Genomic DNA, 21,542 nt, shown 5'->3' with positions numbered 1-21,542 from the left:
GTTCGGCACCTTCGCGCCCTTGAGGCGCGGCAGCCGATAACTTGCTGGAGGCCTCACATGACCGCAGCCGCGCCGACGGACGTCTGCATCATCATTGCCGCAAAGAATGCCGCCGACACCATCGCACGCGCGATTGCTTCGGCGCTTGCCGAACCGGAGGCGGCAGAAGTCGTCGTCATCGATGACGGCTCGACCGATGATACCGCTTCGGTGGCACGCGCTGCGGATGACGGAACGGGGCGGCTGAATGTCGTTCGCTTCGAAGAAAACCGCGGCCCCGCGGCCGCGCGCAATCATGCGATTGCGATCTCGCATTCTCCGCTTATCGGTGTGCTCGACGCGGATGATTTCTTCTTTCCGGGACGTCTGGGCCAATTGCTTTCGCAGGACGGCTGGGACTTCGTCGCCGACAACATCGCCTTCATCGATGCCGCGCAGGCGGCAAACGCGCACGGCAGGATCGACCGATTCGACCCTACTCCCCGGCTCATCGATCTTGTCGGCTTCGTCGAAGGAAACATCTCGCGGCGCGGCTTGCGGCGCGGCGAAATCGGCTTTCTGAAACCGCTGATGCGGCGCGCCTTCCTCGACCAGCACGGCCTGCGCTACAACGAGACACTGCGCCTCGGTGAAGATTACGATCTGTACGCTCGCGCCCTCGCCAATGGCGCACGCTACAAGATCATCCACAGTTGCGGCTATGCCGCCGTCGTCCGCGGCAACTCGCTGAGCGGCAGTCACCGGACGATCGACCTCAAGCGTCTCTATGAGGCGGACCGTGCAATTCTCGCAGGGAGCCGCCTGAGCAGCGACGGCGAAGCGGCGGTCCGCCGGCATGAGCGGCACATTCGCGACCGCTACGAACTACGGCATTTTCTCGATCTCAAGAATCAGCAGGGCTTTGGTCGTGCAATCGGCTACGCCCTGACCCATCCGGCCGCACTGCCGGCGATCGTTGGCGGAATTCTTGCGGACAAGACCGAACGTTTTCGTCCGTCCGGTTCGCCCGCGCCCCTCGCTCTCGGTGGAAAGGGCGAAGTGCGCTATCTGCTCGAGACTCTCGCCGTGGATCAGCCTCAAAAATAATCCCGGCGTATGCCGTCGAGCACAGTGCGGAAACGCTCCTTGCGCTCTGCCAGCGCACTGTCCCTGCTCAATTGCGGCGCCGCGCGGCTTGCCTGCCACAGCGCCAGCGTCGCCGGCGCAGCGAGCGCTCGCTTGGCGGCAGCGCGCAATGAAGTCTGGCGTGGTTCACGCTCGGCGACGGCCAGGTCTCCGTCGATCTGCCGGCGGTTCGGGTCCTCCGGCTGCGGCTCTTTCGCCTGGAAATCCATGCCCCAGAAACGGGCACCCTTGATCATGGCTTCCGCCCGCGTCGACACCGGCACCCGGCGGGGGCGATAGGTGACACCGAGGGTCTGGGCCCAGTCGTTCCACTTGAAACTGTTGATGCTGTGCGACGTACTGACCGCGGTCCAGGGAACGCGGAACGCGTCGGCCAGAATGGCGCCGTGCATGGATTCGGCGACGATGAGCTCCGACTGGCCGATCTTTCGGATGACGTCCTTGGCCTCGCCACGCGGGTCGATATAGTTGAGCCCGACCGCGTCGCAGATCGCCGGCCACAATCCGGCGATCGCCGATTCCCAGTGTGGTACGAAGCTTCTTTTATAAATCTTTCGAAGGTCTTGAAACTCCGGAAGGTCAGCGACCATCACCGCAGGATCGATGATGCCGAGCTCGGGAGCCACGCCGACCTTCGCAGCCGTCAGCGGGCCGCGGACCGAGCGGATATCCCATTCCTTAGGGTCGCTCATGTCGGGAAGTGTGCCGTAGCCGAAACCGCTGCCGATGACGAGCTTATGGGTGGCCTCGGGCAGCAGTGCGCGGTTCAAGACCGTTCCGACCCCGACGAGCAGCGTCTCCGGGTGGACCTCGCGAAAACCGGGCAGCAGGAAATCCCAAAGCCACAGGTTGAGGTCGTCACCAAAATTTCCGTGCTGGGATTCCCAATAATACGGCTTCATGACCGTCTCCGTTTGTAATGTGAGGCGACCCGACACGCGCCGCGGCGAGTGTCGTCGCTTGATTTCCGGGTGTTGTCAGCGCAAGCAGCGCGTGCCCGATCGGGCCGAAGGAAGTTAGCGGGATAGTTTTCCAACCGCCAACTCGGCGGCGCTGCCGATCAATCGCGGGTCTCGCCAGAGCCAGCGGGCAAGAAGATCGAATTGCGGCAGTTTCCTGCGCTTTATCCGGCGTGCCTGGCTCCATAGCGCCTGCCGACGCGCCGTATGCTTGTAGGATCGGATCGCCTCCATCGCCTTTGGCCGGTGACGATATCGGCCTTCGAGCGTGTCGAGTGCAACCCAGGTGTTGAACTGCTGCTTCAGGAACTGAGGCGAGTCGTTATCGATCGAATGAAAGATGTTGAGCCCTTCGCCGCGCACCGCGCCCGCTGCATCGCAAAGAACGACGCGCTTGGATGCGAGGACGCAGTCGCAGAAGAAGAGCACGTCCTCGGCCGCAAGCTTGAGCGTGGCCTCGAAGCGCACCTTTTCGAAGAGCTTGCGCCCGATCACCATGCAGGACATGTGAAGAAAGCTCCAGTTCTTCAGCATGACGTCCTGAAGCTCGGGGAGCTCGACGACGAGCGGACTTTCCGAGAGGCGCGTGACCGTCTCGCTCTTTTCGAGATCCGCGACCCCGAAATGATAGTAGAAGGCGTCGCCGCCCGTGATCGAGGCCCAATAGCAGTCGGCGTCGAAACGCGTCATGCTTTGATAGGCGTTCAGGAGATGATCCGGCGTCCAGACGTCGTCGGAATCGAGGAAAGCGACGAAGTCGCTGTCGGCAGGAACATTATCGAGACCGGTATTGCGCGCGCCACCCGGCCCGCCGTTAGGCTGGCGGATGACGGTGATGCGCTCCCTTTTTCCTGGGCGAGCCCGGCAAGCTCGTCCGCTATCGGATAGGGGATTCGTCGTCGATCACGAGAACGTGGAAATCCTCGAGCGTCTGAGCAAAAACGGATGCCAGCGCGCGCCGGAGAATTCCGGGTTCCTTCTGGTAGTACGGAATGACAACTGTGAGCTTCGCCATCTTTTCGCCCCTGCGGTTTCTCTAAAAGAGTCTGCGTGGTCTCCTCCCACCGGGTCGCGGCCGTATATCTAGAGTTTGTCCTTTGCATTCCTCCTTCAAAGGACTTTCACGGAATCCTCGCCAATGACCCCAACCGTTAACGCAAAAACCGTAACGCGCAACGTCGGCTGGAGCGTTCTTTCCAAGACAGGGACATTCGGGCTTAAATTTGTCACGGTGCCGATTCTGGCCCGCATTCTGTCTCCCGAGGAGTTCGGCGCCGTCGCCGTTGCGCTCACCGTGGTGCAGTTCCTCGCCATGATCGGCGGCGCCGGCCTCACCTCCGCACTCGTCATCCAACAGGATGAGGAGATGGAAACCGTGCACTCGGTTTTCTGGGCAAACCTCGCCATCGCGCTCATGATGGCGCTCGGACTGTTCGTATTTGCCGAGCCTCTGGCCACGCTGCTCGGCGCGCCGGAGGCTGCCTACCTGCTAAGGATCATGAGCCTGCTGATCCCGTTGCAGCTGGGCGGCGACGTCGCCTATTCGCTGCTTGTCCGGAGGATGAATTTCCGCAAGGACGCCGTCTGGAGCATGATCTCCGAATCGCTCGGTGCCGTCATTGCCGTCCTTCTGGCGCTGCTCGGTTTCGGCATATGGTCGCTGCTCGCCCAGCTTTTCGTCTCCGCGCTGGTGCGCCTGTCCGGCCTCTATGCCGTTTCCCGCTACGCACCGCGCTTCGTATTCTCGCTGCAACGCGTTCTGGCGCTCAGCCGCTTCAGTTTCGGCATGATGGGCTCCGAGATCGCGAACTTCATCACCTTCCAATCCCCGATGGTCGTCATATCCCGCTATCTCGGGCTATCCGACGCCGGCGCCTATTCGGCGGCAAACCGGTTCGCGAGCATCCCGAACCAGGTCGTCCTCTCCGCCGTCATGGGGGTGCTGTTCCCAACCTTCGGCCAGATGATGCATGATCGCGAGCGGCGATCACAGGCGCTGATGCTTAGCACTCAGGTGACCACCGTTCTGCTGGCGCCGATGATGTTCGGCCTCTGGGCACTTGCCGAGCCGGCGATGCTCGTACTTTTCGGGAGCCAATGGGCCTATGCCTGGCCGGTCCTCGGACTTCTCGCGCTATCGAAAGGGATTCTCACCCCCTGCAGCACATTCATCCCCTATCTGAAGGGGGTCGGCCAGGGAGCCGTCCTGTTCTGGTGGGCGCTGATTCGCGCGATTGCGACAACGGGTGCGGTCGCCTACGGAGCCATCGACGGCTCGCTGGTGGAGGCGATGATCTGGCTGTGCATCGTCAATGCCGTAACGCTTGTCGGATACTCCTGGGTGGTGTTTCGTGCCGACAGCACACCCTTCGTCAAGGGCTTGTTCCTATCCAGCCGGCCGATGATCGCGGCGCTGCTGATGGCGCTCGTCGTCCGTTTCCTGCTCGAGCATTTCGGCGCCCATGTGCCGAACGCCGTTCTGCAATTGGTCGCCGGAACGGTCATCGGCACCGTGATCTACACGGTTCTGGTCCTTCTGACGGAGCGATCGCTGTTGCGGAGGCTCCTGGAAATGGCGCGAGCACGCAAGCCGAGAGCCGCTCCCGCAGGAGCCGCCGAATAGTCAGACGAGCCCGACTGTTGAGAAAAGGGACGAGTCGTCCCGCCCTTTTGTTACCGCCAGGGCGCGGCCGCGGGAACGGTTTGCGGCACGCCGCGTTACAGTTCGACGGCAACAACATGGATGGTCGAGATGAAAGGCATTATTCTTTGGTTGATGGGCGTTCCCCTCATCGTCATTATCCTGCTCTATATGTTCGTCTTCTGACCGCGCGGCATCGCGAATCATCCGCCTGACGAGCAAAAGTCGCGCGATTACACGCGCTCAGTCACGCCGTTATGCACGCCGCGGTGGCATTCACCCATAGTTTTGAAGGATGTGAATGGCACCCACCTGGGTTAGCCTGTTCGGGTATTTCGGCTGGACGGGGATGGGGCATGATCGGCATCAAAAGCGCGGTAGCTGCCGGCGGCAGGCGCGCACCGCACTCGGCACGACCGGTCTCTGCCGGCGCGCGGGCACTCGGCGCCGCTCTGGCGACGCTTCTTATGACCCATAACGCCGAGGCCGCAGATCCGATCATTGGTCACGCCTCGGTGATCGACGGCGATACTATTGAAATCGCGGGCGAACGCGTCCAACTTAACAGTGTGGACGCGCCGGAAGAGTGGCAGGTCTGCCTCGATGAAAGAGGAGCAGATTATCGGTGCGGCAAGGAATCGGCCTCGGCCCTGGATGCATTCTTGTCGGCATCCCGTCCGACCCGCTGCGAGTTTGCCGGACGGGATCGTTACGGCCGCTTCGTCGGAACGTGTTTCCGGGCGGATGGCAAGGACGTGAACCGCTGGTTGATCGAGTCCGGGAATGCAGTCGATCGCGACACGGACAACAAAGGCCTCTATGCATCCGCGCAGCAAACTGCCAAATCGAACGGCGCTGGAATCTGGCGCGCACAGCCCGAACACGCCTGCGCGGCGCGCGTCGGCCGGGTAAACCGAAAGCCGAATTGTTGAAGGCTGCAAACGAGAGCCAATGATCTTAGAATTCTGGATACTGTGCGCCATTGTTACCGCCGTCGTCGCGGCGGTCAGAGGCGGCCATAGTCTGCTCTGGCTGCTCATCGGCTGTCTTCTCGGGCCGATCGGTGTTCTGGCGGCGATCTTCGTGCCTTCGCTCAAATCGAAGGACCCTTTGGTTGCGGCAAAACGCCAGAGCGAGGTTGACGAGCTGGCGAAGCCGCTTCGCGAAGGCGACACCAAGACCGTCTCCGCAAAGCCAAAGGATCGCTGAATCCCGATAATTTCAGGTCGGACCGTGCGTCCTTGGAGCGACCTATGGCCTGGCTCCGCCGACTGCACGGGCTAGGGCCGTTGAGCGTCATCTTGATATTCTTCTATGGTACGGCTATTATCCGTACATATAGGAGATCGTTATGGCCCAGATGCAAGCTAATCGTGACGACCGCATCGAACTGCGCACCACGCGCGACGAAAAGCGGCTTCTCACCGCCGCCGCCGCCCATGAGCGGCTGGACGTAACCAGCTTCATCATGCGCGCTGTCCTGCCGGCCGCGCGCGAGGTGGTTGAGAACGCGGAACGTATTTCGCTGTCGGAGCGGGATTCCCTGCGCGTGCTCGATCTTCTGGAAAATCCGCCGGCCCCGACGCCGGCTCTGCTCGCCGCAGCCCGCCGCCGTATCGCACGAGACGGCAAGAGTGCTTGACTGGCGGGAGGAACCTATCGGGCGCCACCATGACCGCAAGGCGTTCGATTGCGGCACGCCGGAACTGAACGAGTATCTACGCCGGCACGCCCGTCAGAACCACGAAGGCGGCGGCTCCAAGACCTTCGTGGCGGTGGCTCCAACCGCGCCCGAAACCATACTCGGCTACTATTCCATCAGCCCCGCTTCAATTGCCTTCGCAAAAGTCCCCGCCCCCCTGACCAAAGGATTGGGCCGCTACGAGGTCGCCGTGTATCGGCTTGCCCGTCTGGCGGTGGCGCTTCCGCTGCAGGGTCGGGGGCTTGGCGGCGATCTTTTGCTGGCAGCCGGTGCGCGAGCGCTTGCCGTTGCCGCGCAGGTCGGCGGGGTGGCGCTTGCCATCGACGCCAAGGACGAGAAGGCGGCGTGCTGGTACGAGCGTTTCGGCGCAATGCCGCTGCTCGACAGCAGCCCCCTTAGCCTGATCCTGCCATTCAAGACCATCATCGACGCTCTGGATGCCGCGCAGGGCGAATAGCCGATCAGAAAAGGACAACGAGACCGTCTCCGCAAAGCCAAAGGATCGCTGAATCCCGATAACGACCTATGGCCTAGCTCTGCCGACTGCACGGCCCTCAGGCCTGTTGAGACCGAATACCCGCCGCCGCTTGTTGAATCCCTCATTACTGTGCTTGTCACAGGAATCCAGCCAGACCAAGTCCTTGGGCTGAAAGAACGCTTCCCGCGCCGCAGACGCGGCGCTACTCTCATCCCTGTGACGAGCACAAGGATGAGGTGAGGAGAGATTGCAGCCCTCCGAAAAGTTTTCCTATAGCGTCGCGCCTTCCGAGACACGCAAAGGTCGCTGTAGCACTTTGAGCTGCTGCATGTTTTTGTCCATTGATCGGCTACGATCAAAGGAAACATGCAGTGGGCGCACCGTGCCATTCGCCCTCTCGACAGGGACCGTGGATACGGCATCTTTCGGGCGCACGTAGCTTCTAAGGGCTATAGCGTTTCACTGTTTCACAGGAACAGTGAACCGCTCTCGACTCGGAACCCGCAGCGGTCAGCGAGCCGCTGGCTGAAACAGCTCCACCATATTGCCGGAGGGATCGATCAGCAGTATCTGCGATCCGCCGGGTCCGGTCACGACGTCGTTGCGAAACCTGACGCCGGCGACGCGCAGGCGCTCGACCTCGACAGTCAGGTCGTCGACGATGAGATGAATCCGGTTCCAGCCGCCCGGCGAAGGACGTTCGCCGTCCGGCATCGGCCGTCCCGCAGAGCTCAACGGGCCGCTCAGCAACAGCCGCAGGGCACCCCGCCTGACGTCCGCGAAAGCGGGAGCGTGGTTGGAGAGAAGCGAAAAGCCGAGATGCTTCGTGTACCATTCGACCGCAGCCTCGACGTCGTCCACCATATAACGCACGTTGACGGTTGTTTCCGACATTCCCGCCTCCCGATCCGAGTTCACCAAAACAGCCCGAATACGCCACCGATTTTCGCGCGATTATTGGCGACGTCAATGTCCCTTTCGCGACTGCTGGTCCCCACCTCGTGCGCGAGGGGGCGGCCCGCACGCGAGGCGGGCCGGCACTCAATCGGCGACGCGTTTCACCATGATGACATCGTCAATCTCCCGGCCCTCGTGAAGAAAACCGCCTGGAATGCGGCCGGCTACAGAAAAGCCCTCGCGATGGTAAAATCGGATCGCCGTCGGGTTGTCGGCGCTGACGGCAAGCTCCAGCTGTTTGATGCCCTCATTTCGTGCGTAATCCGCGACAGAATCCAGAAGCCGCCTCGCTAGCCCGGTTCCGCGATGTTCCCGGCGCAGATAGACCATGACGAGCGTCGCGCGATGCGCCATCTTGCTGGCGCTCTGACGCATCAGCCCCGTGATGCCGACTGGGACATCGTCCTGGAAAGCAACGAAGACGGGGTTGCCGACGGTTCTGCGCCGCCACTCCTCGTCCGGCAGCTTTTCCCAATCTTCGGCGCTGCTGGCAAAGGAGGCCGGCTCCGTCCGAAGCGCCTCCAGCCGAATGCTGCGGAAGGTCGCGACATCGTCGATAACAAGCAGTCTGATCGTCGTGCTCACGATCACGCCGCCGGGTCGAAGAGGGCCATGTCGATGTCGGTCATCTCGACCCGGCGCTCGAAGGCGACCCCGTTCTCGTCGAAGAGATGGCAGTCGGCGGCGCGGATGCCGGTCCTGATCGTTTCGTCCGCACGGATCGCAAGCGTTCCCGGCAGCATGGCACAATAGTTCTCGCCCTCCCCGTCGAGCGCCACATAGGCCACGGTGTGAGCGCCGAGACGCTCGATTACCGATGGGGTGACCGTCAGCGTCAGGTCGGCGGCACCCATCTGGATGTGTTCCGGCCGGACTCCGAGCGTCAGGGTTCGGCCGGCCATGCCTGCGCGGGGCATGACCGGCACAAGGACAGTCTGCCCCTTGTAGTCCACTTCCACGCCGGCCTCCGTGACGCCGGTGCAGGCGACCGGCAGGAAATTCATCTTCGGGTGCCCGATAAAGCCGGCGACGAATATATTGGCGGGCTTGTGATAGAGCTCGAGCGGCGCTCCCGTCTGGGCGATCTCACCGGCGTTCAGCACGACGATCCGGTCCGCCATCGTCATCGCCTCGACCTGGTCGTGCGTGACGTAGATCATCGTCGCCTTCAATTGCCGGTGCAGTTTCGCAAGCTCGATGCGCATGTCGGCGCGCAATGCCGCGTCGAGGTTCGACAGAGGCTCGTCGAAGAGGAAAATCTTCGGCTCGCGCACGATCGCCCGCCCGATTGCCACACGCTGGCGCTGGCCGCCTGAAAGCATGCCGGGCTTCTGCTCCAGCCGCTGGTCGAGATGCAATATGCGGGCGGCATGCTCGACCTTCGCCTTCAGTTTCTCCTCGGGCATTTTCTCGACCCTGAGCGGAAAGGCGATATTCTCGAACACGCTCATATGCGGGTAGAGTGCATAGGACTGGAAGACCATTGCGATGCCCCGCCTGACCGGCGGCAGATCGTTGACGCGCTTCCCGTCGATGACGATGTCGCCGGCGGTCGTCTCGTCAAGCCCCGCGATCATTCTGAGCAACGTGGACTTGCCGCAGCCGGAGGGTCCGACAAAGACCACGAATTCGCCATTCCCGACTTCGAGCTCGATGCTCTTCAGCACCTCGTAGGTGCCGTAGAATTTCTGAACCTTGTTGAGAGTGAGCTGTCCCAATAATCTGTCTCCGGCCACCGGCGCAGCGGCATTTCCACCAATAGGGAAGGCGGGACCGCCGAGCCGAGGCCCTGCGGTCCCGGCGGGTTTATTTGTACTGTTCTAGGTCGGCGGCCGCCTTCTTCAAGGCATCCGCCGGCTCGGCATTGCCGGTCACCACCGACTGGACCATCTCGATCATCGTGTTCTGGAAACCTTTGAAGTCCTTGAAGAGCGGCTCCGGACCACCATAGGCTATCCCGTCGATAAACGGCTTCCAGGACGGATCGGCCTTGACGAATTCGTCCACCTTCGGAGACGGCCGAAGCGGCGTCAGACCTGCACCGCCCTGCAACTCGTACTCGCCCTGCGGGCCGGGAGAGGTGATGAACTTGGCGAACTCGATCGCTTTCTCCTCGACACCCGTATCCTTGAACACCACAAGGCTGTCGGTGATCAGCAGGGTGCCTTCACCCTTGGCCGAAGGGCCGAGCGGCAGCGGCGCTACACCCCAATTGACCTTCGTTTCCTTCAGTCGGGCGGCAGCCCCGGAGCCCGACTGGATCATGCCGACTTTCCCGTCAAGGAAGATGGCGCGGATTTCATTCTGCTCGTAAGCCGTCGCCCCTTCGACCGAATAGGGGGTGATGTCCTTGTAGGCCTGCAGGGCGGCAAGGACTTCCGGGCTGTCGATGACGATATTGTCGCCGTCGATGACCTTGCCGTTATTGGTGTAAACCCAGTGCATGAACTGGTGCATGGTGTTGTCGAAGGTCTTGGCCGGAAGTCCGTAGCCCGCAATACCGGTCTTTTCCTTGATCTGCTTGGCGAAGGCGATCTCTTCGGCCCAGGTTTTGGGCGGGACTTCCGGATCAAGACCGGCCTGTTTGAAAAGGTCCTTGTTCCAGTAGAGCGCCTTGGTGGAAAACGCGATAGGGACACCCCACTGCGTTCCCTCGAATGTCACCGTGTCGACGATATTCGGATAGTAGCCTTTTTTCTCGTCCTCGGTCATCGGGACCGGAACGATCAATTCGTTCTCGGCGAACTCCTTGAGCGCGCGCGATCCGACATAGGCCATGCCGACCGGCGTCCCGGCCACGGCAAGCGTCGTCGCCTTGTCCTGACACTGGGCCCAACCGACGACTTCGGGCGTGACCTTCCAGCCGGGATTCTTCCCCTCCCATTCCTTGATGTATTTCTCGTGGATAGGATCGATCGTGTCGCCGCAATAGATCCAGCTGATTTCCTGGTCCGCGGCCTGTGCGGCGATGCTGCCGAGAGCGGTCGATCCGAGCAGCGCAAGCGTGAAAAAGGTAGCTTTGCAAGCAATAGTCACTGATGAACTCCCCTGTTTTAATGGTTGCTTATTGTTTCACCGCGCCGGCGGTCAGGCCGCTGACGAGATAGCGTTGAAGGAAGAAAATCACGATCACGGCCGGAGCGATGCCGACGAAGCTCGCCGCCATGAGCTCATTCCAGACCACCTCCTGCCGGCCGAAATAGGCGAAAAGGCCCACGGGCAGCGGCATGTACTCGCTCTTTGAGTTGAAGGTCAGCGCGAAAATGAACTGCTGGGCATAGGAGCCGATGAAGGTCGTGATTGCCACAACGGTGATACCCGGCATGGCGATCGGCAGGATCACCCGGCGAAGCGTGTAGAAATGGCTCGCACCGTCGACGAAGGCTGCCTCGTCCAGCTCGCGCGGGATGCGCATCATGTAGGTGCGCAGAAGCCAGATAGCAGAGGGGATCAGGAAGGCAACACCCGGCACGATCATGGCAAAATAGGTATTCAGCACGCCGAAGCTGCGCATCAGCCGAAAGAGGGGGATGAGCAGCACGGCGCCCGAGAACATGTTGACCGCCAGGAAAGCGGCAAGCAGCGCCCCGCTGCCGCGGAACCTGAAGCGCGCAAAGGCATAGGCCGCCGGCACCACCAGCACCAGCACGACGGCTGTCACGATGATGGAAATGAAGAAGGAATTGAAGATATAGCGGGCGAAGCCCGGCACGCTCACCCACATGGTGCGATAGGCTTCGAAGGAGCCGTCCTCTGGCCAGAAGCGGTAGGGAGAGGAAAAAAGGCGGCTCAGCGGCTTCAGAGATACGAGGAAGCCTTCGACGAACGGCGCGAGGATGAAAGTGAGGAAGACGAAGATGCCCGCATAGATGCCGACGAGCTCGTACCAGCGATAGCGGTTGATCATTGCGGGCTGGCTCATCGGCTTTCTCCCGTGGCAAGGCGGTGCGTGACGCGGAAATAGGCGATGCAGAAGATCGACAGGAAGATGCAGATCAGCACGGCGCGCGCCGCGCCCTCCCGTACTTCTTCGAACCAATCGCGGTGCGGTAGGTGTCGATGATCATCGTGGTCGTGTCGCCGTTCGGCCCGCCCTGGGTCAGTATCCAGATGATGTCGAACGAGTTGAAGGTGGCGATCAGCGACAGCATCGACATGGTGATCATCGACGGCACGAGGAGCGGCAGGGTGATGCGGCGAAAGCGGTAGAAGCGCCCTGCTCCGTCGGTCCAGGCGGCCTCGTAGAGATCCTGCGGGATCGCCTGCATCGAGGCGAGCATATAGAGCGTTACCAGAGGCACGCCGATCCAGACGTCGGTGACGATGGTCGCCCAGAAGGCGGTGGAGCCATGCGCCAGGAAGGCGACCGGACCGTCCACCAGCCCCCAGTTCTGGAGCATACCGGAGATCATCCCGAACTGGCCGTTATACATCCAGCCCCACATGAAGATGCCGATCGCCATGGGCACGATCCATGGCGGCATGGTGAGCAGGCGAAAAAGCGCCCGCCCCGGCACTGCGGCGTTCAGCATCACGGCGCCGAATGTGCCGATGATCATCTTGATCGTCACCGAGAAGGCGGTCCAGACGAAGGTGCGGAGGATCACTTCCGCGAAGGTGGCGTTGAAGATCTTGTCGTAATTGGCTGTGCCGACCCAATTGGTCGTCTTCTTCAGCGAGGCATCGGTGAAGGACAGGATGAAGGTATCGACCAGCGGATAGGCGACGATAACCGTCACGTAGAAAACGGCCGGAAGAAGCAGGATCCAGGCGAAGATGATCGTGCTGCGCCGAACGCTCATCCCCTCCCCCTCTCAAGCCGCACGGGCATGCAGGGCTTCGTCGAAGCGGTCCCAGAGGGGCCGAAGATCGACGACCGTCCGTTTCATCCGCGCCTCGTCCATGGACAGCGCCAGTATGCCCGCTTCCAGCGCGTCGAGCGGTGAGACCGGCAGGGGACCGCCATCCCGCACATGCGCGATGATCTCGGCTGCCATCTGCTCGTCGGCGCCGTAGTGTTGCGAAAGCGCCGTCTCTTTGGCGTAGCGCTTCTCGACGACCTTCCTGCCCGACAGCACCTCGTGCACGTCCAGATAGCCGCGAATGAAGTCGCCTTCCGCCATGCCGCGCGAACCGACGACGCAAAAGCGGCGGAACTGATCCGGCACGTTGAGGTTGGTGTGGAAGTTCATCGCGACGCCGTTGGCATATTCGACGATGGCGACCTGATAGTCGATGATATCGCCGTCACTGTCGAAGACCTTGTCGGATCCGAGCCAGCCGCTCGGCTTTCGGTGGAAAAGCTGCAGGTCGTTGACGCCGTCGCGGCTGGGGTCATTGGCCGGAATGAAGCTCTTGCGGCCGCCGAAACTGGCGACGCGTTCCGGGCGCGCGCCGACCACGCCATTGTAGAGATCGAGATCGTGACAGCATTTCTCGAGCATGAAGCTTCCGGCATAACGTCCGTAGCGGCGCCAGTCGCGCATGAAGAATGCGCCGTGATAGGGCTCTATGTGCTCGGCGGCCTCGATCGAAACCACGTCGCCGAGCGTTCCCGCGGCTTGCGCAGCGCGCAGGTCACGATAGAGCGGCGCATAACGCAGCACGAGACCGACCATCAGCCGGTCGGGCCCGTGTTTCGAAAGCAGCGCCGCAAGTTCCAGGCTCTGCTCGATCGTGCTGACGATCGGCTTCTCGCAGAAGACCTTGATGCCGGCCTCGAGGCCGATGCGGATATGATCGAGATGCATGTGGTTCGGCGAGCCGATCATCAGGAGATCGAGCTCTTCGCCGGCGATCAGCTCTTCAGGCGTGGCGTAGGTCCTGCCGGCGGAAATGCCTTTTTCGGTAAGCGTGGCAAGGCCGGCTGGTTCGGGATCAACATATCCCGCGATCTCGAACGCTTCGTCGATCGCCTTGAAGACATAGCCCAGATACCCCAGACGGAATCCGAGTCCGATTATCCCGACTTTCATGCTCGCGCTGTTCCCTTGTCTCGGCGTAATTATTTTCGTAGACTGGGACAGAATTTTCACCTCGTCAATAAAAAATCGGAAATTGCGGCAGATTGTGAAATTCATTTTCATCGTCGGGCGTCAAGCTTAGCGCAGCGGCCTGACGCATCCCGTCAATTCAACCGAACGCGAGGCGCTTCAGATGTGCGCTCGACCGGCGAATGCCCGTTCAAGCCCCTGGAGCGCATCGTGAATGAGGACGGCAAGCGCGCCGACGATCAAGCCGCCCTGGAGGACAAAGGCGAGGTTGTTGGACTGAAGCCCTGCGATGATGACCTCGCCAAGCGTCTTGGCCGCGACGGTCGAGCCGATCGTCGCCGTCGCGAGACTGATCACGACGGAAAGGCGGATGCCCGTCAGGATCACCGGCAGCGCCAGCGGAAGTTCGATCCTGAAGAGGCGTTGGCGCCCGGTCATTCCCGCGCCGCGTGCGGCCTCCATCACCGTCGGCGGCAGCGTCGTCAGACCTGTCAGGGCATTTTCGAAGATCGGCAGAAGGCCGTAGAGGAAAAGGGCGATCAGGGTCGGCTTCTCGCCGAAGCCGTAAATCGGGACCGCAAGCGCGAGGACCGCCACCGGCGGGAACGTCTGGCCGATGTTCACGAGACTGCGCGAGAGCGGCAGAAACTCGGCGCCGGCCTTCCGCGTAACGATGATGGCCAGTGATACAGCGACGAGGGTCGCGGCCACGGTCGCGACGAATACAGTCCGCAAGTGCAGGACCGTCAGCCAGAACAGGCTGCCCTGGTTGTAGACGGCCGGCGCGTTCTCCTGCACCAGAGGTTTAAGCAGCGGCTCGAACCAGGCGGGCTGCAGCAGGAAAGCCAGCAATACGGCGAGCACGGTCAGCCGAAACAGATTGGGCAGGGTGACCATCACTGCCGCCTCGCCGCACGCTTCACGATCGCTTCGAGCGTGATCTTGCCCAGGATCGCGCCGTCCGCCGCGGCGACCGGCAGTGCCGAACGGCCCGTCCACAGAAGCTCCGACAGCGCGTCACGCTGGCTGAGAACCTCCGGGACCGGCCGACCCTCGGCCGAGCCGGGCTCGACCGCCTCGCCGACTGTCTCGATGCCCAGCAGCCGGAATGGACGCTCGCTGGCGCCGACCAGCGTCTCGACGAAAGGTGTGGCGGGCCTGACGAGCATTTCGGCGGGCGTGGCATATTGCACCACCTCGCCCTTGTCCATCACCGCGATCCTGTCGGCAAGATGGAAGGCCTCTTCCATGTCGTGCGTGACGAGGATGATCGTGGTGCCGAAATGTTTCTGGATGGCGGCGAGGTCGTCCTGCGCCTTGGCGCGGATGATCGGATCGAGCGCGCCGAAGGGCTCGTCCATCAGGAGCACGTTGGGCTCCGCCGCCAGTGCCCTTGCAACGCCCACCCGCTGCTGCTGCCCGCCGGAAAGCTCGTGGGGGTAGCGCGGTCCGAATTCCGCGGGATCGAGCTGGAACAGCTTCAGCAGCTCCTCGACCTTGGCATCGATGCGGGCTTTTTCCCAGCCGAGCAGCGTCGGCACTGTCGCGATGTTCTGCGCGACCGTCCTGTGCGGGAAGAGGCCATGGCCCTGAATGGCGTAGCCGATGCGCCGGCGCAGCTCGAAACCGGGAATCGACCGATTGTCCTCCCCGTCTATCCTGATCGTCCCGGCCGTCGGCTCGACGAGGCGATTGATCATTCTGAGGAGCGTCGTCTTGCCGGAGCCGGAGGTTCCGACGACGACGGTGACCGTATGCGGCGCGACCGTCAGCGACACGTCGCTCACGACTGCCGTATCGGCATAGCGCTTGGTTATTCCCTCGATTTCGATCATGCGGCGTTGCCTCGGCTGCGGTTCGGCATGGTCATCTCGATCAGGGCGTCGAGCACGATTGCGGCGGTAAAGGCCAGTACGACGGTAGGAATGGCACCGAGCAGCACAAGGTCCATCGCCGTCTGACCCACCCCTGGAAGACGAAAACCCCGAAACCCCCGCCGCCGATAAGGGCGGCGATCGTCGCAAGCCCGATGTTCTGCACCAGCACGATGCGGATGCCGGTCAGGATCACGGGAAAGGCCAGCGGAAACTCGATCGCGACCAGGCGCTGCCGATCCGTCATGCCGATGCCTCGCGCCGCGTCGGTGGCCGCGTGCGGCACGCCGGCAAGCCCGACGACCGTATTCGCGACGACAGGCAGCAGGGAGTAGAGGAAGAGCGCGACGAATGCAGGGGCGGCCCCGATGCCGCGAATGCCGATCGCCGCAGCGCCGGGAACATTCGCCGCGACCCAGCCGAGCGGCGCGATCAGAATGCCGAAAAGTGCAATGGAAGGGATCGTCTGGATGGCATTCAGGACATTGAGCACGCCGGCCCGCAACCGTTCGACGCGGTGACAGAGAATGCCGAGCGGCAATCCGACGACGGTCGCCGCGGCAAGCGAGCCGAGCGCCAGCGTCACGTGACGGCCCGCCTCGGTCCAGAACAGTTCGGCGCGGTTGGCATATTCCTTCATGATCGAAAGGTCGTCCCAGCGGCCGGTGACGAGCATTCCTCCAGCGAGGACGAGGACGCCCGCGAAAACGAAAAGTCGCAGACCAGGCCCCGGGTTGAGGCGGGTCAAGGCGTCCGCGAGCAACAATGAGAAGGCAAAGACCAGGACCCAGAAGCCGGAAGCCGGAGACACGCGTGCAAAGCTGTTGTCGGGCGGCGTCAGGTGATCGGCTGCCACCCCGATCAGAAGGGCGAGAGCTGCCAGCGCAGCCAGTGCCACGCCCATCCGCAAGAGGCGCGGCGTCCTCATAAACGCGACGGCGGCGCCGGCGACCACGAGGGCGAGGAGCCCGTAGCCGAGCGGCGGCGGAAGTGCCTCCAGGATGGCCCGCGCTTCGCCCTGAATGATCCGGTTTGCACGAAACGTCGCGAAAGGCGCAACGAAAGCGCCATAGAGAACGAGGATCGCGATGATCAGGCCGAGCTTGTCGAAACGGAAGGCCAAGCGTTCCTTTTTCTGGATGATGCCAATCGCCATTCAGCCGTCCGTTCGACGCAGGATGAGGGAGAGCGCGGTCGAAGGCTTATCGGACCAGCGCCCTTCCCCGGCGTCAAGCTATTTCAGAAAGCCGTTCGCCTTCAGGAAGTCCTCGGCAACGGCCTTGGCCGACTCGCCACCGACCTGCACGCGGCCGTTGAGCTCCTGCAGGGTGGTGAGGTCGAGCTTTTCGAAGACGGGCTTCAGGATCTCTTCGATCGCCGGATTTTCCTTGAGAACCGCCTCGCGGATGATCGGCGCCGGCTGATAGACCGGCTGGACGGCCTTGTCATCCTCGAGAACCACGAGCCCGGAGGGCGCGATCCCTCCATCGGTGCCGTAGACCATTGCCGCGTTGGCGCCGTTCGTCTGATTTGCCGCAGCCGCGATCGTCGCGGCGGTATCCCCACCGGAGAGCGTGATGAGCTGTTCCGGTTTCAGCTTGAAGGAATAGGTCGTCTGGAACGCAGGCAAGGCGGCGGCGGAATTGACGAATTCGGACGAAGCCGCGAGCACGACCTCGCCGCCGTCAGAAACGAATTTGCCGAAATCCGAGAGGGTCTTGAGGTTGTTCTTCTCGGCAACGTCCTTGCGCAGCGCGATTGCCCAGGTGTTGTTGGCCGGCGACGGCGTCAGCCAGACGATCTTGTTGGCGTCATAGTCGAGCTTCTTCGCCTCTTCATAGGCTTTCGCCGCATCCTTCCAGGCCGGGTCGTCGGCCTTCTCGAAGAAGAAGGCGGCGTTGCCGGTATATTCGGGATAGATGTCGATTTCGCCGGCGATGATCGCCTTGCGCACGACAGGAGTGGCGCCGAGTTGCACGCGATTCGTCGTCTTGATGTCGTTGGCGTTCAGGACCGAGAGGATGATGTTGCCGAGAACGCCGCCCTCCGTGTCGATCTTCGAGGAAACGACGACGTCGGCTTCGGCAGCCGCGGTGGTGAGTGCAAGCGCAATGGCGGCACCGATCAGTGTCCTGGTGAAGTTCAGTCGCATGATTGTCTCCCTCGGTTTTGACCTCGAATTTTGATCACGCTTTCCGCGCTGCGTCCGGCCAAGACGTTCCATATATGTCAGCTTTCCGGAAAAAATCGAGCTTAAGCTGTCTGCACTTGATATCCGTTCCATGGCGCCCTCCGGATCGGGCGGCGCGCGTCGCCGTCGATGCGCATTGCAATCGGACGTAATGTGGACCACTCTTCCGCCCGGCGCCAGCATCTCCTCGGGGGTTGTCATGAACAAGCATTTCGATGCGATCATCATCGGTGCCGGCCAGGCGGGACCTTCACTCGCCGGACGGCTGTCCGATACGGGCAAGACCGTCGCGCTCATCGAGCGCAAGCTCTTCGGCGGCACCTGCGTCAACACCGGCTGCATGCCGACCAAGGCGATGGTCGCGAGCGCCTATGCGATCCACACGGCCCGACGCGGAGCCGAATACGGCATGACGACAGGACCCGTCTCGGTCGACTTCGGTCGCGTCATGGCGCGAAAGGAAAAAGTCCGGCTCGATGCCCGCTCAGGCGTCGAGAAGTGGCTCAAGGGTATGAAGAACTGCACCGTCTTCGAGGGCCACGCCCGTTTCGAAGGTCCGCGTGACGTCCGCATCGGCGACGAACTGATTTCGGGGGAGCGGATCTTCGTCAATGTTGGCGGCCGCGCCGCGGTTGCCGATCTGCCCGGCGTGAACGAGATTCCTTATCTCACCAACAGTTCGATCATGGACCTTGACGAGCTGCCTGAACATCTCGTCGTGGTGGGCGGCAGCTATATCGGGCTCGAATTCGCCCAGATGTTCCGCCGCTTCGGCTCCGACGTCACCGTCATCGAAAAGGGCCCGCGGCTGATCGGGCGGGAGGATCCGGAGGTCTCCGACGCAATCCGTGAGATCCTCGAGAACGAGGGCATTCGAATACGCGCGAATGCGGAATGCATCCGCTTCTCGAACCATGCGGACGGCATCGTCGTGGGCGTTGATTGCACGTCGGGCGAGCCCGAGGTGACCGGCTCGCATGTGCTGCTTGCAACCGGCCGCCACCCTAATACGGATGATCTCGGCCTGGACAAGGCGGGCGTGAAAACCGACGAACGGGGCTATATCGAGGTCGACGACAGCCTGCGCACCAATGTTCCCCATATTTTCGCAATGGGCGACTGCAACGGCCGCGGCGCCTTCACGCACACGTCCTATAACGACTTCGAGATCGTTGCCGCCAATCTCATCGACGACGATCCGCGCCGGGTGAGCGATCGCATCCAGACCTACGCCCTCTATATCGACCCGCCGCTCGGCCGCGCTGGCATGACCGAAACCGAGGCCCGCAAGAAAGGTCACAAGCTCCTGATCGGGACGCGCCCCATGACACGGGTCGGCCGCGCAGTCGAAAAGGGCGAGACGCAGGGCTTCATGAAAGTCATCGTCGATGCGGAAACCAAGGACATCCTCGGCGCATCGATTCTCGGAACGGGCGGCGACGAGGCGATCCAGAGCATTCTTGACGTGATGTATGCGAAGAAGCCCTACACGACGATCGCCCGCGCGGTGCATATCCACCCGACCGTATCGGAACTCATCCCCACGGTGTTCGGAGATCTGTCGCCGGCGTAGCGTCGGGGGATTGCCCCTCATCCGCCTGCCGGCACCTTCTCCCCGCAAGCGGGGGCGAAGGGACCCTTGGGTCCCTTCTCATGCTTCAACTCCGCTGGAAAACTGTGGCCGCGCCGCTTGTCCCTTCTCCCCGTTTCGGACGGGGAGAAGGTCGCGGCAGCGGGATGAGGGGCAGCATCCGGCCTATCGATCTTATGTGGAACGCGGTCCTCGCCGGCTCCCGTCAAGCCTTTTCGCTGAACCACCTCAGCGACATGCAGGAAAGCCCCGCGTCGATCTTACCTATTTCCGTGGTCTTCAGCGGCACGACCCTGTAGCCCGCCTTGTCGAGCATCTCGATCGTCCTGGGAAAATCGGAGCCGACCAAGACCACGTCGTTGACGCGCAGCGCGTTGGCCGCCGGCTCTTCGCCCTCCGGAATGATCATCTGCCGGAACTTCCCGAAGACGCCGGATCGTACAAGACGATCGGTGGAGAGGATCGTCTCGTCGTCGAGGAGCGAGCAGTCGGTCTTGAAATGCAGGACGCCCTCCGGGGTCGCGACGACCTCGCTCTTGCGCCCGAGCTTCTCGAGGCAGGCCTGCAGCGCCGCCGCGCCCGCCTTGTCGGTTCTCGCCGACAGGCCGATCATCACGCTTTCCCGCGTCGTCAGCACGTCGCCGCCGTCCGCATAGCCTTGCGGCAGCTCGAGCACCGTCTCGAACATGTCACGCAGCGTCGGCGCGATTTCCTCGACTTCCTTGACGCGCGTGGCCGCTCCCGGCCGAAGCAGGACCGCCCCCTCTGTGAAGACCAGAGCGGGGTCCTCCACGAAAATCGAGTCCGGAAAGGTCTCGAGCGCCGGCAGGACCGTGACCTTCACGCCGGCATCGCGCATCGCCTCGACATAGGCGTCGTGCTCGGCCTTCACTCCCTCATAGGTGGGGCTGCCGCGATCCTCCGCGCGCAAGCCGTTGACGACCGATCGTGACGGCGAACGCACGATGATGGAATTGAATCGATAGGCCGGACGCGTCATTGCGGACTCTTCTCCCTCAGTTTGACTTTTATTTAAGCCGACACAGTGCTTACGAAATCCGGACTGCCGCGCAACGTGTTGCTGACTGTGCAGATCTCCTCCTCCGCCGCCTCCATGATGGCGTGGCGTACGGTGTCGTCGAATTCGCCCGTGATAACGAAGGCGATGTGGAACCGTGCGACCCGCGACGGTTCGTCATGGGCCTTCTCACCGGTCACCTTGACCGAAACTTCCGCGAGCCGGTCGAGCACGCCGAAACGGCTCGCGGCGATGCGGGCGCTGAGCACCAGACAGCTCGCGAGCGATGCATAGAGAAGGTCGAGCGGCCCGAATCCCGGCTGCGAAGGACTGGTGACGATATCGAGTTCGCCGCCGGTCAGCGATCTCACATGCGGAAAGCCGGTGCGGCCGACGACGGCGGTCGCGCCAGTTTCCCGCGTCCTTACCTTGAGCTCGGCCATGGGCGTAACCTCGCGCGGCTCAGACGTTTTCCGGCGGAACGACGCCCTTGGTGAAAAGAAAGCAGCCGTAGAAGCGGGTCTCGCCGGTGGTGATGACGCAATAGGCCTTCTTTGCTTCCTCGTAGAAGGCAAAGCGCTCGATGCCGTACATCGGAGCGGGCTTCCCTTCGGCGCGGTCAATCTCGGCCTGCACCTCCCGCTGCACTGCCGGGACCTCGTCCGGCGCCCCCATGACTTCCATGCGCCCGGCCGAAGGCTGAAGCGGCGTGTCGAGGGGTAGGACTGAAAGGATCGCCCTTGCCGCGCGCGCCGCCGAAACATTATCGATGTGCAGCAGTTTGCCGAGCGTGGTCTGCCGCGCGATGGAATCCGATGGGAAATTGGTATCGGAAATCACCAGCGTGTCGCCATGGCCCATCGATCGCAGCGCGTGCAGCACATCGGCATTGAGAGCCGGGTCGATATTCTTGAGCATTCCTGTCCTCCTCCACTGCAAAGCGCGGTCGCATCAGGCCGTTTCTGGCGCGCGCCGTCAACAGCCTGTTGCTCTTTCTCCACGCTTCGATGGGA

The 21,542-nt window shown here is 62.3% G+C and carries 20 protein-coding genes and 3 pseudogenes; 7 read left to right on the top strand and 16 right to left on the bottom strand.

The genetic code is table 11. The features are described 5' to 3' along the window. The first annotated feature begins 57 nt into the window (after positions 1-57). The gene (gene exoU / locus N0Q91_RS29875; protein ID WP_100670364.1) at positions 58-1,086 is read left to right on the top strand and encodes a succinoglycan biosynthesis glycosyltransferase ExoU; all 1,029 of its coding nucleotides are present in this window, start codon (positions 58-60) and stop codon (positions 1,084-1,086) included. Here the strand turns inward: exoU and exoV are convergent. After that, positions 1,077-2,027 (bottom strand): succinoglycan biosynthesis protein ExoV, encoded by a 951-nt coding sequence (exoV, locus tag N0Q91_RS29870; protein ID WP_275599053.1) that lies wholly within the window; start codon positions 2,025-2,027, stop codon positions 1,077-1,079. The two genes, exoU and exoV, sit on opposite strands and share 10 nt — an antisense overlap. 114 nt (positions 2,028-2,141) lie before the next feature. Further along, a pseudogene (gene exoW, locus N0Q91_RS29865) lies at positions 2,142-3,099 on the bottom strand (succinoglycan biosynthesis glycosyltransferase ExoW). A gap of 123 nt (positions 3,100-3,222) precedes the next feature. On the opposite strand from exoW, the gene exoT reads away from it, so the two are divergent. The 5 genes from exoT (at position 3,223) to N0Q91_RS29840 (ending at position 6,884) form a co-directional block, all read left to right on the top strand. Continuing rightward, a complete protein-coding gene (gene exoT, locus N0Q91_RS29860) occupies positions 3,223-4,707 on the top strand; it encodes a succinoglycan biosynthesis transport protein ExoT (RefSeq protein ID WP_275599052.1) in 1,485 nt (494 codons plus the stop codon). Positions 4,708-5,081: 374 nt separating this feature from the next. Beyond that, positions 5,082-5,657 (top strand): thermonuclease family protein, encoded by a 576-nt coding sequence (locus N0Q91_RS29855; RefSeq protein ID WP_275599051.1) that lies wholly within the window; start codon positions 5,082-5,084, stop codon positions 5,655-5,657. Positions 5,658-5,676: 19 nt separating this feature from the next. Beyond that, the gene (locus tag N0Q91_RS29850; protein ID WP_018097026.1) at positions 5,677-5,934 is read left to right on the top strand and encodes a hypothetical protein; all 258 of its coding nucleotides are present in this window, start codon (positions 5,677-5,679) and stop codon (positions 5,932-5,934) included. Between the two features lie 142 nt (positions 5,935-6,076). Beyond that, positions 6,077-6,367 (top strand): type II toxin-antitoxin system TacA family antitoxin, encoded by a 291-nt coding sequence (locus N0Q91_RS29845; RefSeq protein WP_018097027.1) that lies wholly within the window; start codon positions 6,077-6,079, stop codon positions 6,365-6,367. Next, entirely contained in the window at positions 6,360-6,884 is a 525-nt protein-coding gene (locus N0Q91_RS29840) for a GNAT family N-acetyltransferase (RefSeq protein ID WP_100670374.1), read from the top strand. The genes N0Q91_RS29845 and N0Q91_RS29840 overlap by 8 nt, the downstream gene beginning before the upstream one ends. Positions 6,885-7,415: 531 nt before the next feature. Here the strand turns inward: N0Q91_RS29840 and N0Q91_RS29835 are convergent. From N0Q91_RS29835 to osmF, 11 genes and pseudogenes are all read right to left on the bottom strand, one after another. Continuing rightward, positions 7,416-7,799, bottom strand: coding sequence for a VOC family protein (locus N0Q91_RS29835; protein ID WP_102762399.1), 384 nt, complete (start codon positions 7,797-7,799; stop codon positions 7,416-7,418). Between the two features lie 147 nt (positions 7,800-7,946). Further along, a complete protein-coding gene (locus N0Q91_RS29830) occupies positions 7,947-8,447 on the bottom strand; it encodes a GNAT family N-acetyltransferase (RefSeq protein WP_275599050.1) in 501 nt (166 codons plus the stop codon). A 2-nt stretch (positions 8,448-8,449) separates the two neighbouring features. Next, the gene (locus N0Q91_RS29825; RefSeq protein ID WP_275599049.1) at positions 8,450-9,580 is read right to left on the bottom strand and encodes an ABC transporter ATP-binding protein; all 1,131 of its coding nucleotides are present in this window, start codon (positions 9,578-9,580) and stop codon (positions 8,450-8,452) included. A gap of 88 nt (positions 9,581-9,668) precedes the next feature. Further along, complete coding sequence (locus tag N0Q91_RS29820; RefSeq protein ID WP_275599048.1) at positions 9,669-10,898, bottom strand: ABC transporter substrate-binding protein; 1,230 nt, start codon at positions 10,896-10,898, stop codon at positions 9,669-9,671. Positions 10,899-10,926: 28 nt separating this feature from the next. Beyond that, positions 10,927-11,784, bottom strand: coding sequence for a carbohydrate ABC transporter permease (locus tag N0Q91_RS29815; protein ID WP_100670384.1), 858 nt, complete (start codon positions 11,782-11,784; stop codon positions 10,927-10,929). After that, positions 11,781-12,664: pseudogene (locus N0Q91_RS29810) on the bottom strand (carbohydrate ABC transporter permease). Before N0Q91_RS29810 ends, N0Q91_RS29815 begins: the two are co-directional and overlap by 4 nt. A 12-nt stretch (positions 12,665-12,676) precedes the next feature. Continuing rightward, on the bottom strand, positions 12,677-13,837 hold the full coding sequence (locus N0Q91_RS29805) for a Gfo/Idh/MocA family protein (protein WP_275599047.1): 1,161 nt from the start codon (positions 13,835-13,837) through the stop codon (positions 12,677-12,679). 177 nt (positions 13,838-14,014) lie between these two features. Beyond that, the gene (locus N0Q91_RS29800; protein WP_275599046.1) at positions 14,015-14,752 is read right to left on the bottom strand and encodes an ABC transporter permease; all 738 of its coding nucleotides are present in this window, start codon (positions 14,750-14,752) and stop codon (positions 14,015-14,017) included. After that, the gene (locus tag N0Q91_RS29795) at positions 14,752-15,690 is read right to left on the bottom strand and encodes an ABC transporter ATP-binding protein (protein ID WP_018097037.1); all 939 of its coding nucleotides are present in this window, start codon (positions 15,688-15,690) and stop codon (positions 14,752-14,754) included. The genes N0Q91_RS29800 and N0Q91_RS29795 overlap by 1 nt, the downstream gene beginning before the upstream one ends. Then, positions 15,687-16,885 (bottom strand): annotated as a pseudogene (locus N0Q91_RS29790) (ABC transporter permease). The gene N0Q91_RS29795 and the pseudogene N0Q91_RS29790 overlap by 4 nt, the downstream one beginning before the upstream one ends. A 78-nt stretch (positions 16,886-16,963) precedes the next feature. Continuing rightward, a complete protein-coding gene (gene osmF / locus N0Q91_RS29785) occupies positions 16,964-17,881 on the bottom strand; it encodes a glycine betaine ABC transporter substrate-binding protein OsmF (RefSeq protein WP_018097039.1) in 918 nt (305 codons plus the stop codon). Positions 17,882-18,119: 238 nt separating this feature from the next. Here osmF and N0Q91_RS29780 point away from each other — a divergent pair, with 238 nt between their 5' ends. Continuing rightward, positions 18,120-19,493, top strand: a complete 1,374-nt coding sequence (locus N0Q91_RS29780) for an FAD-containing oxidoreductase (RefSeq protein WP_275599045.1) — start codon at positions 18,120-18,122, stop codon at positions 19,491-19,493. Positions 19,494-19,716: 223 nt separating this feature from the next. Here N0Q91_RS29780 and N0Q91_RS29775 read toward each other — a convergent pair whose 3' ends face one another. The 3 genes from N0Q91_RS29775 to N0Q91_RS29765 are packed head-to-tail and all read right to left on the bottom strand — an operon-like array spanning position 19,717 to position 21,447. Beyond that, positions 19,717-20,511 carry a dimethylarginine dimethylaminohydrolase family protein gene (locus N0Q91_RS29775; protein ID WP_102762391.1) on the bottom strand — a complete coding sequence of 265 codons (795 nt, stop codon included), beginning with the start codon at positions 20,509-20,511 and terminating at the stop codon, positions 19,717-19,719. A 32-nt stretch (positions 20,512-20,543) separates the two neighbouring features. After that, positions 20,544-20,972 carry an OsmC family protein gene (locus tag N0Q91_RS29770; RefSeq protein ID WP_018097042.1) on the bottom strand — a complete coding sequence of 143 codons (429 nt, stop codon included), beginning with the start codon at positions 20,970-20,972 and terminating at the stop codon, positions 20,544-20,546. 19 nt (positions 20,973-20,991) lie between these two features. Continuing rightward, on the bottom strand, positions 20,992-21,447 hold the full coding sequence (locus tag N0Q91_RS29765; RefSeq protein ID WP_100670404.1) for an RbsD/FucU family protein: 456 nt from the start codon (positions 21,445-21,447) through the stop codon (positions 20,992-20,994). Positions 21,448-21,542: the final 95 nt, after the last annotated feature.

This window comes from Sinorhizobium prairiense (assembly GCF_029201645.2).
GTDB classification, from domain to species: domain Bacteria; phylum Pseudomonadota; class Alphaproteobacteria; order Rhizobiales; family Rhizobiaceae; genus Sinorhizobium; species Sinorhizobium meliloti_A.
This window is presented reverse-complemented; position numbering and strand designations above follow the sequence as displayed.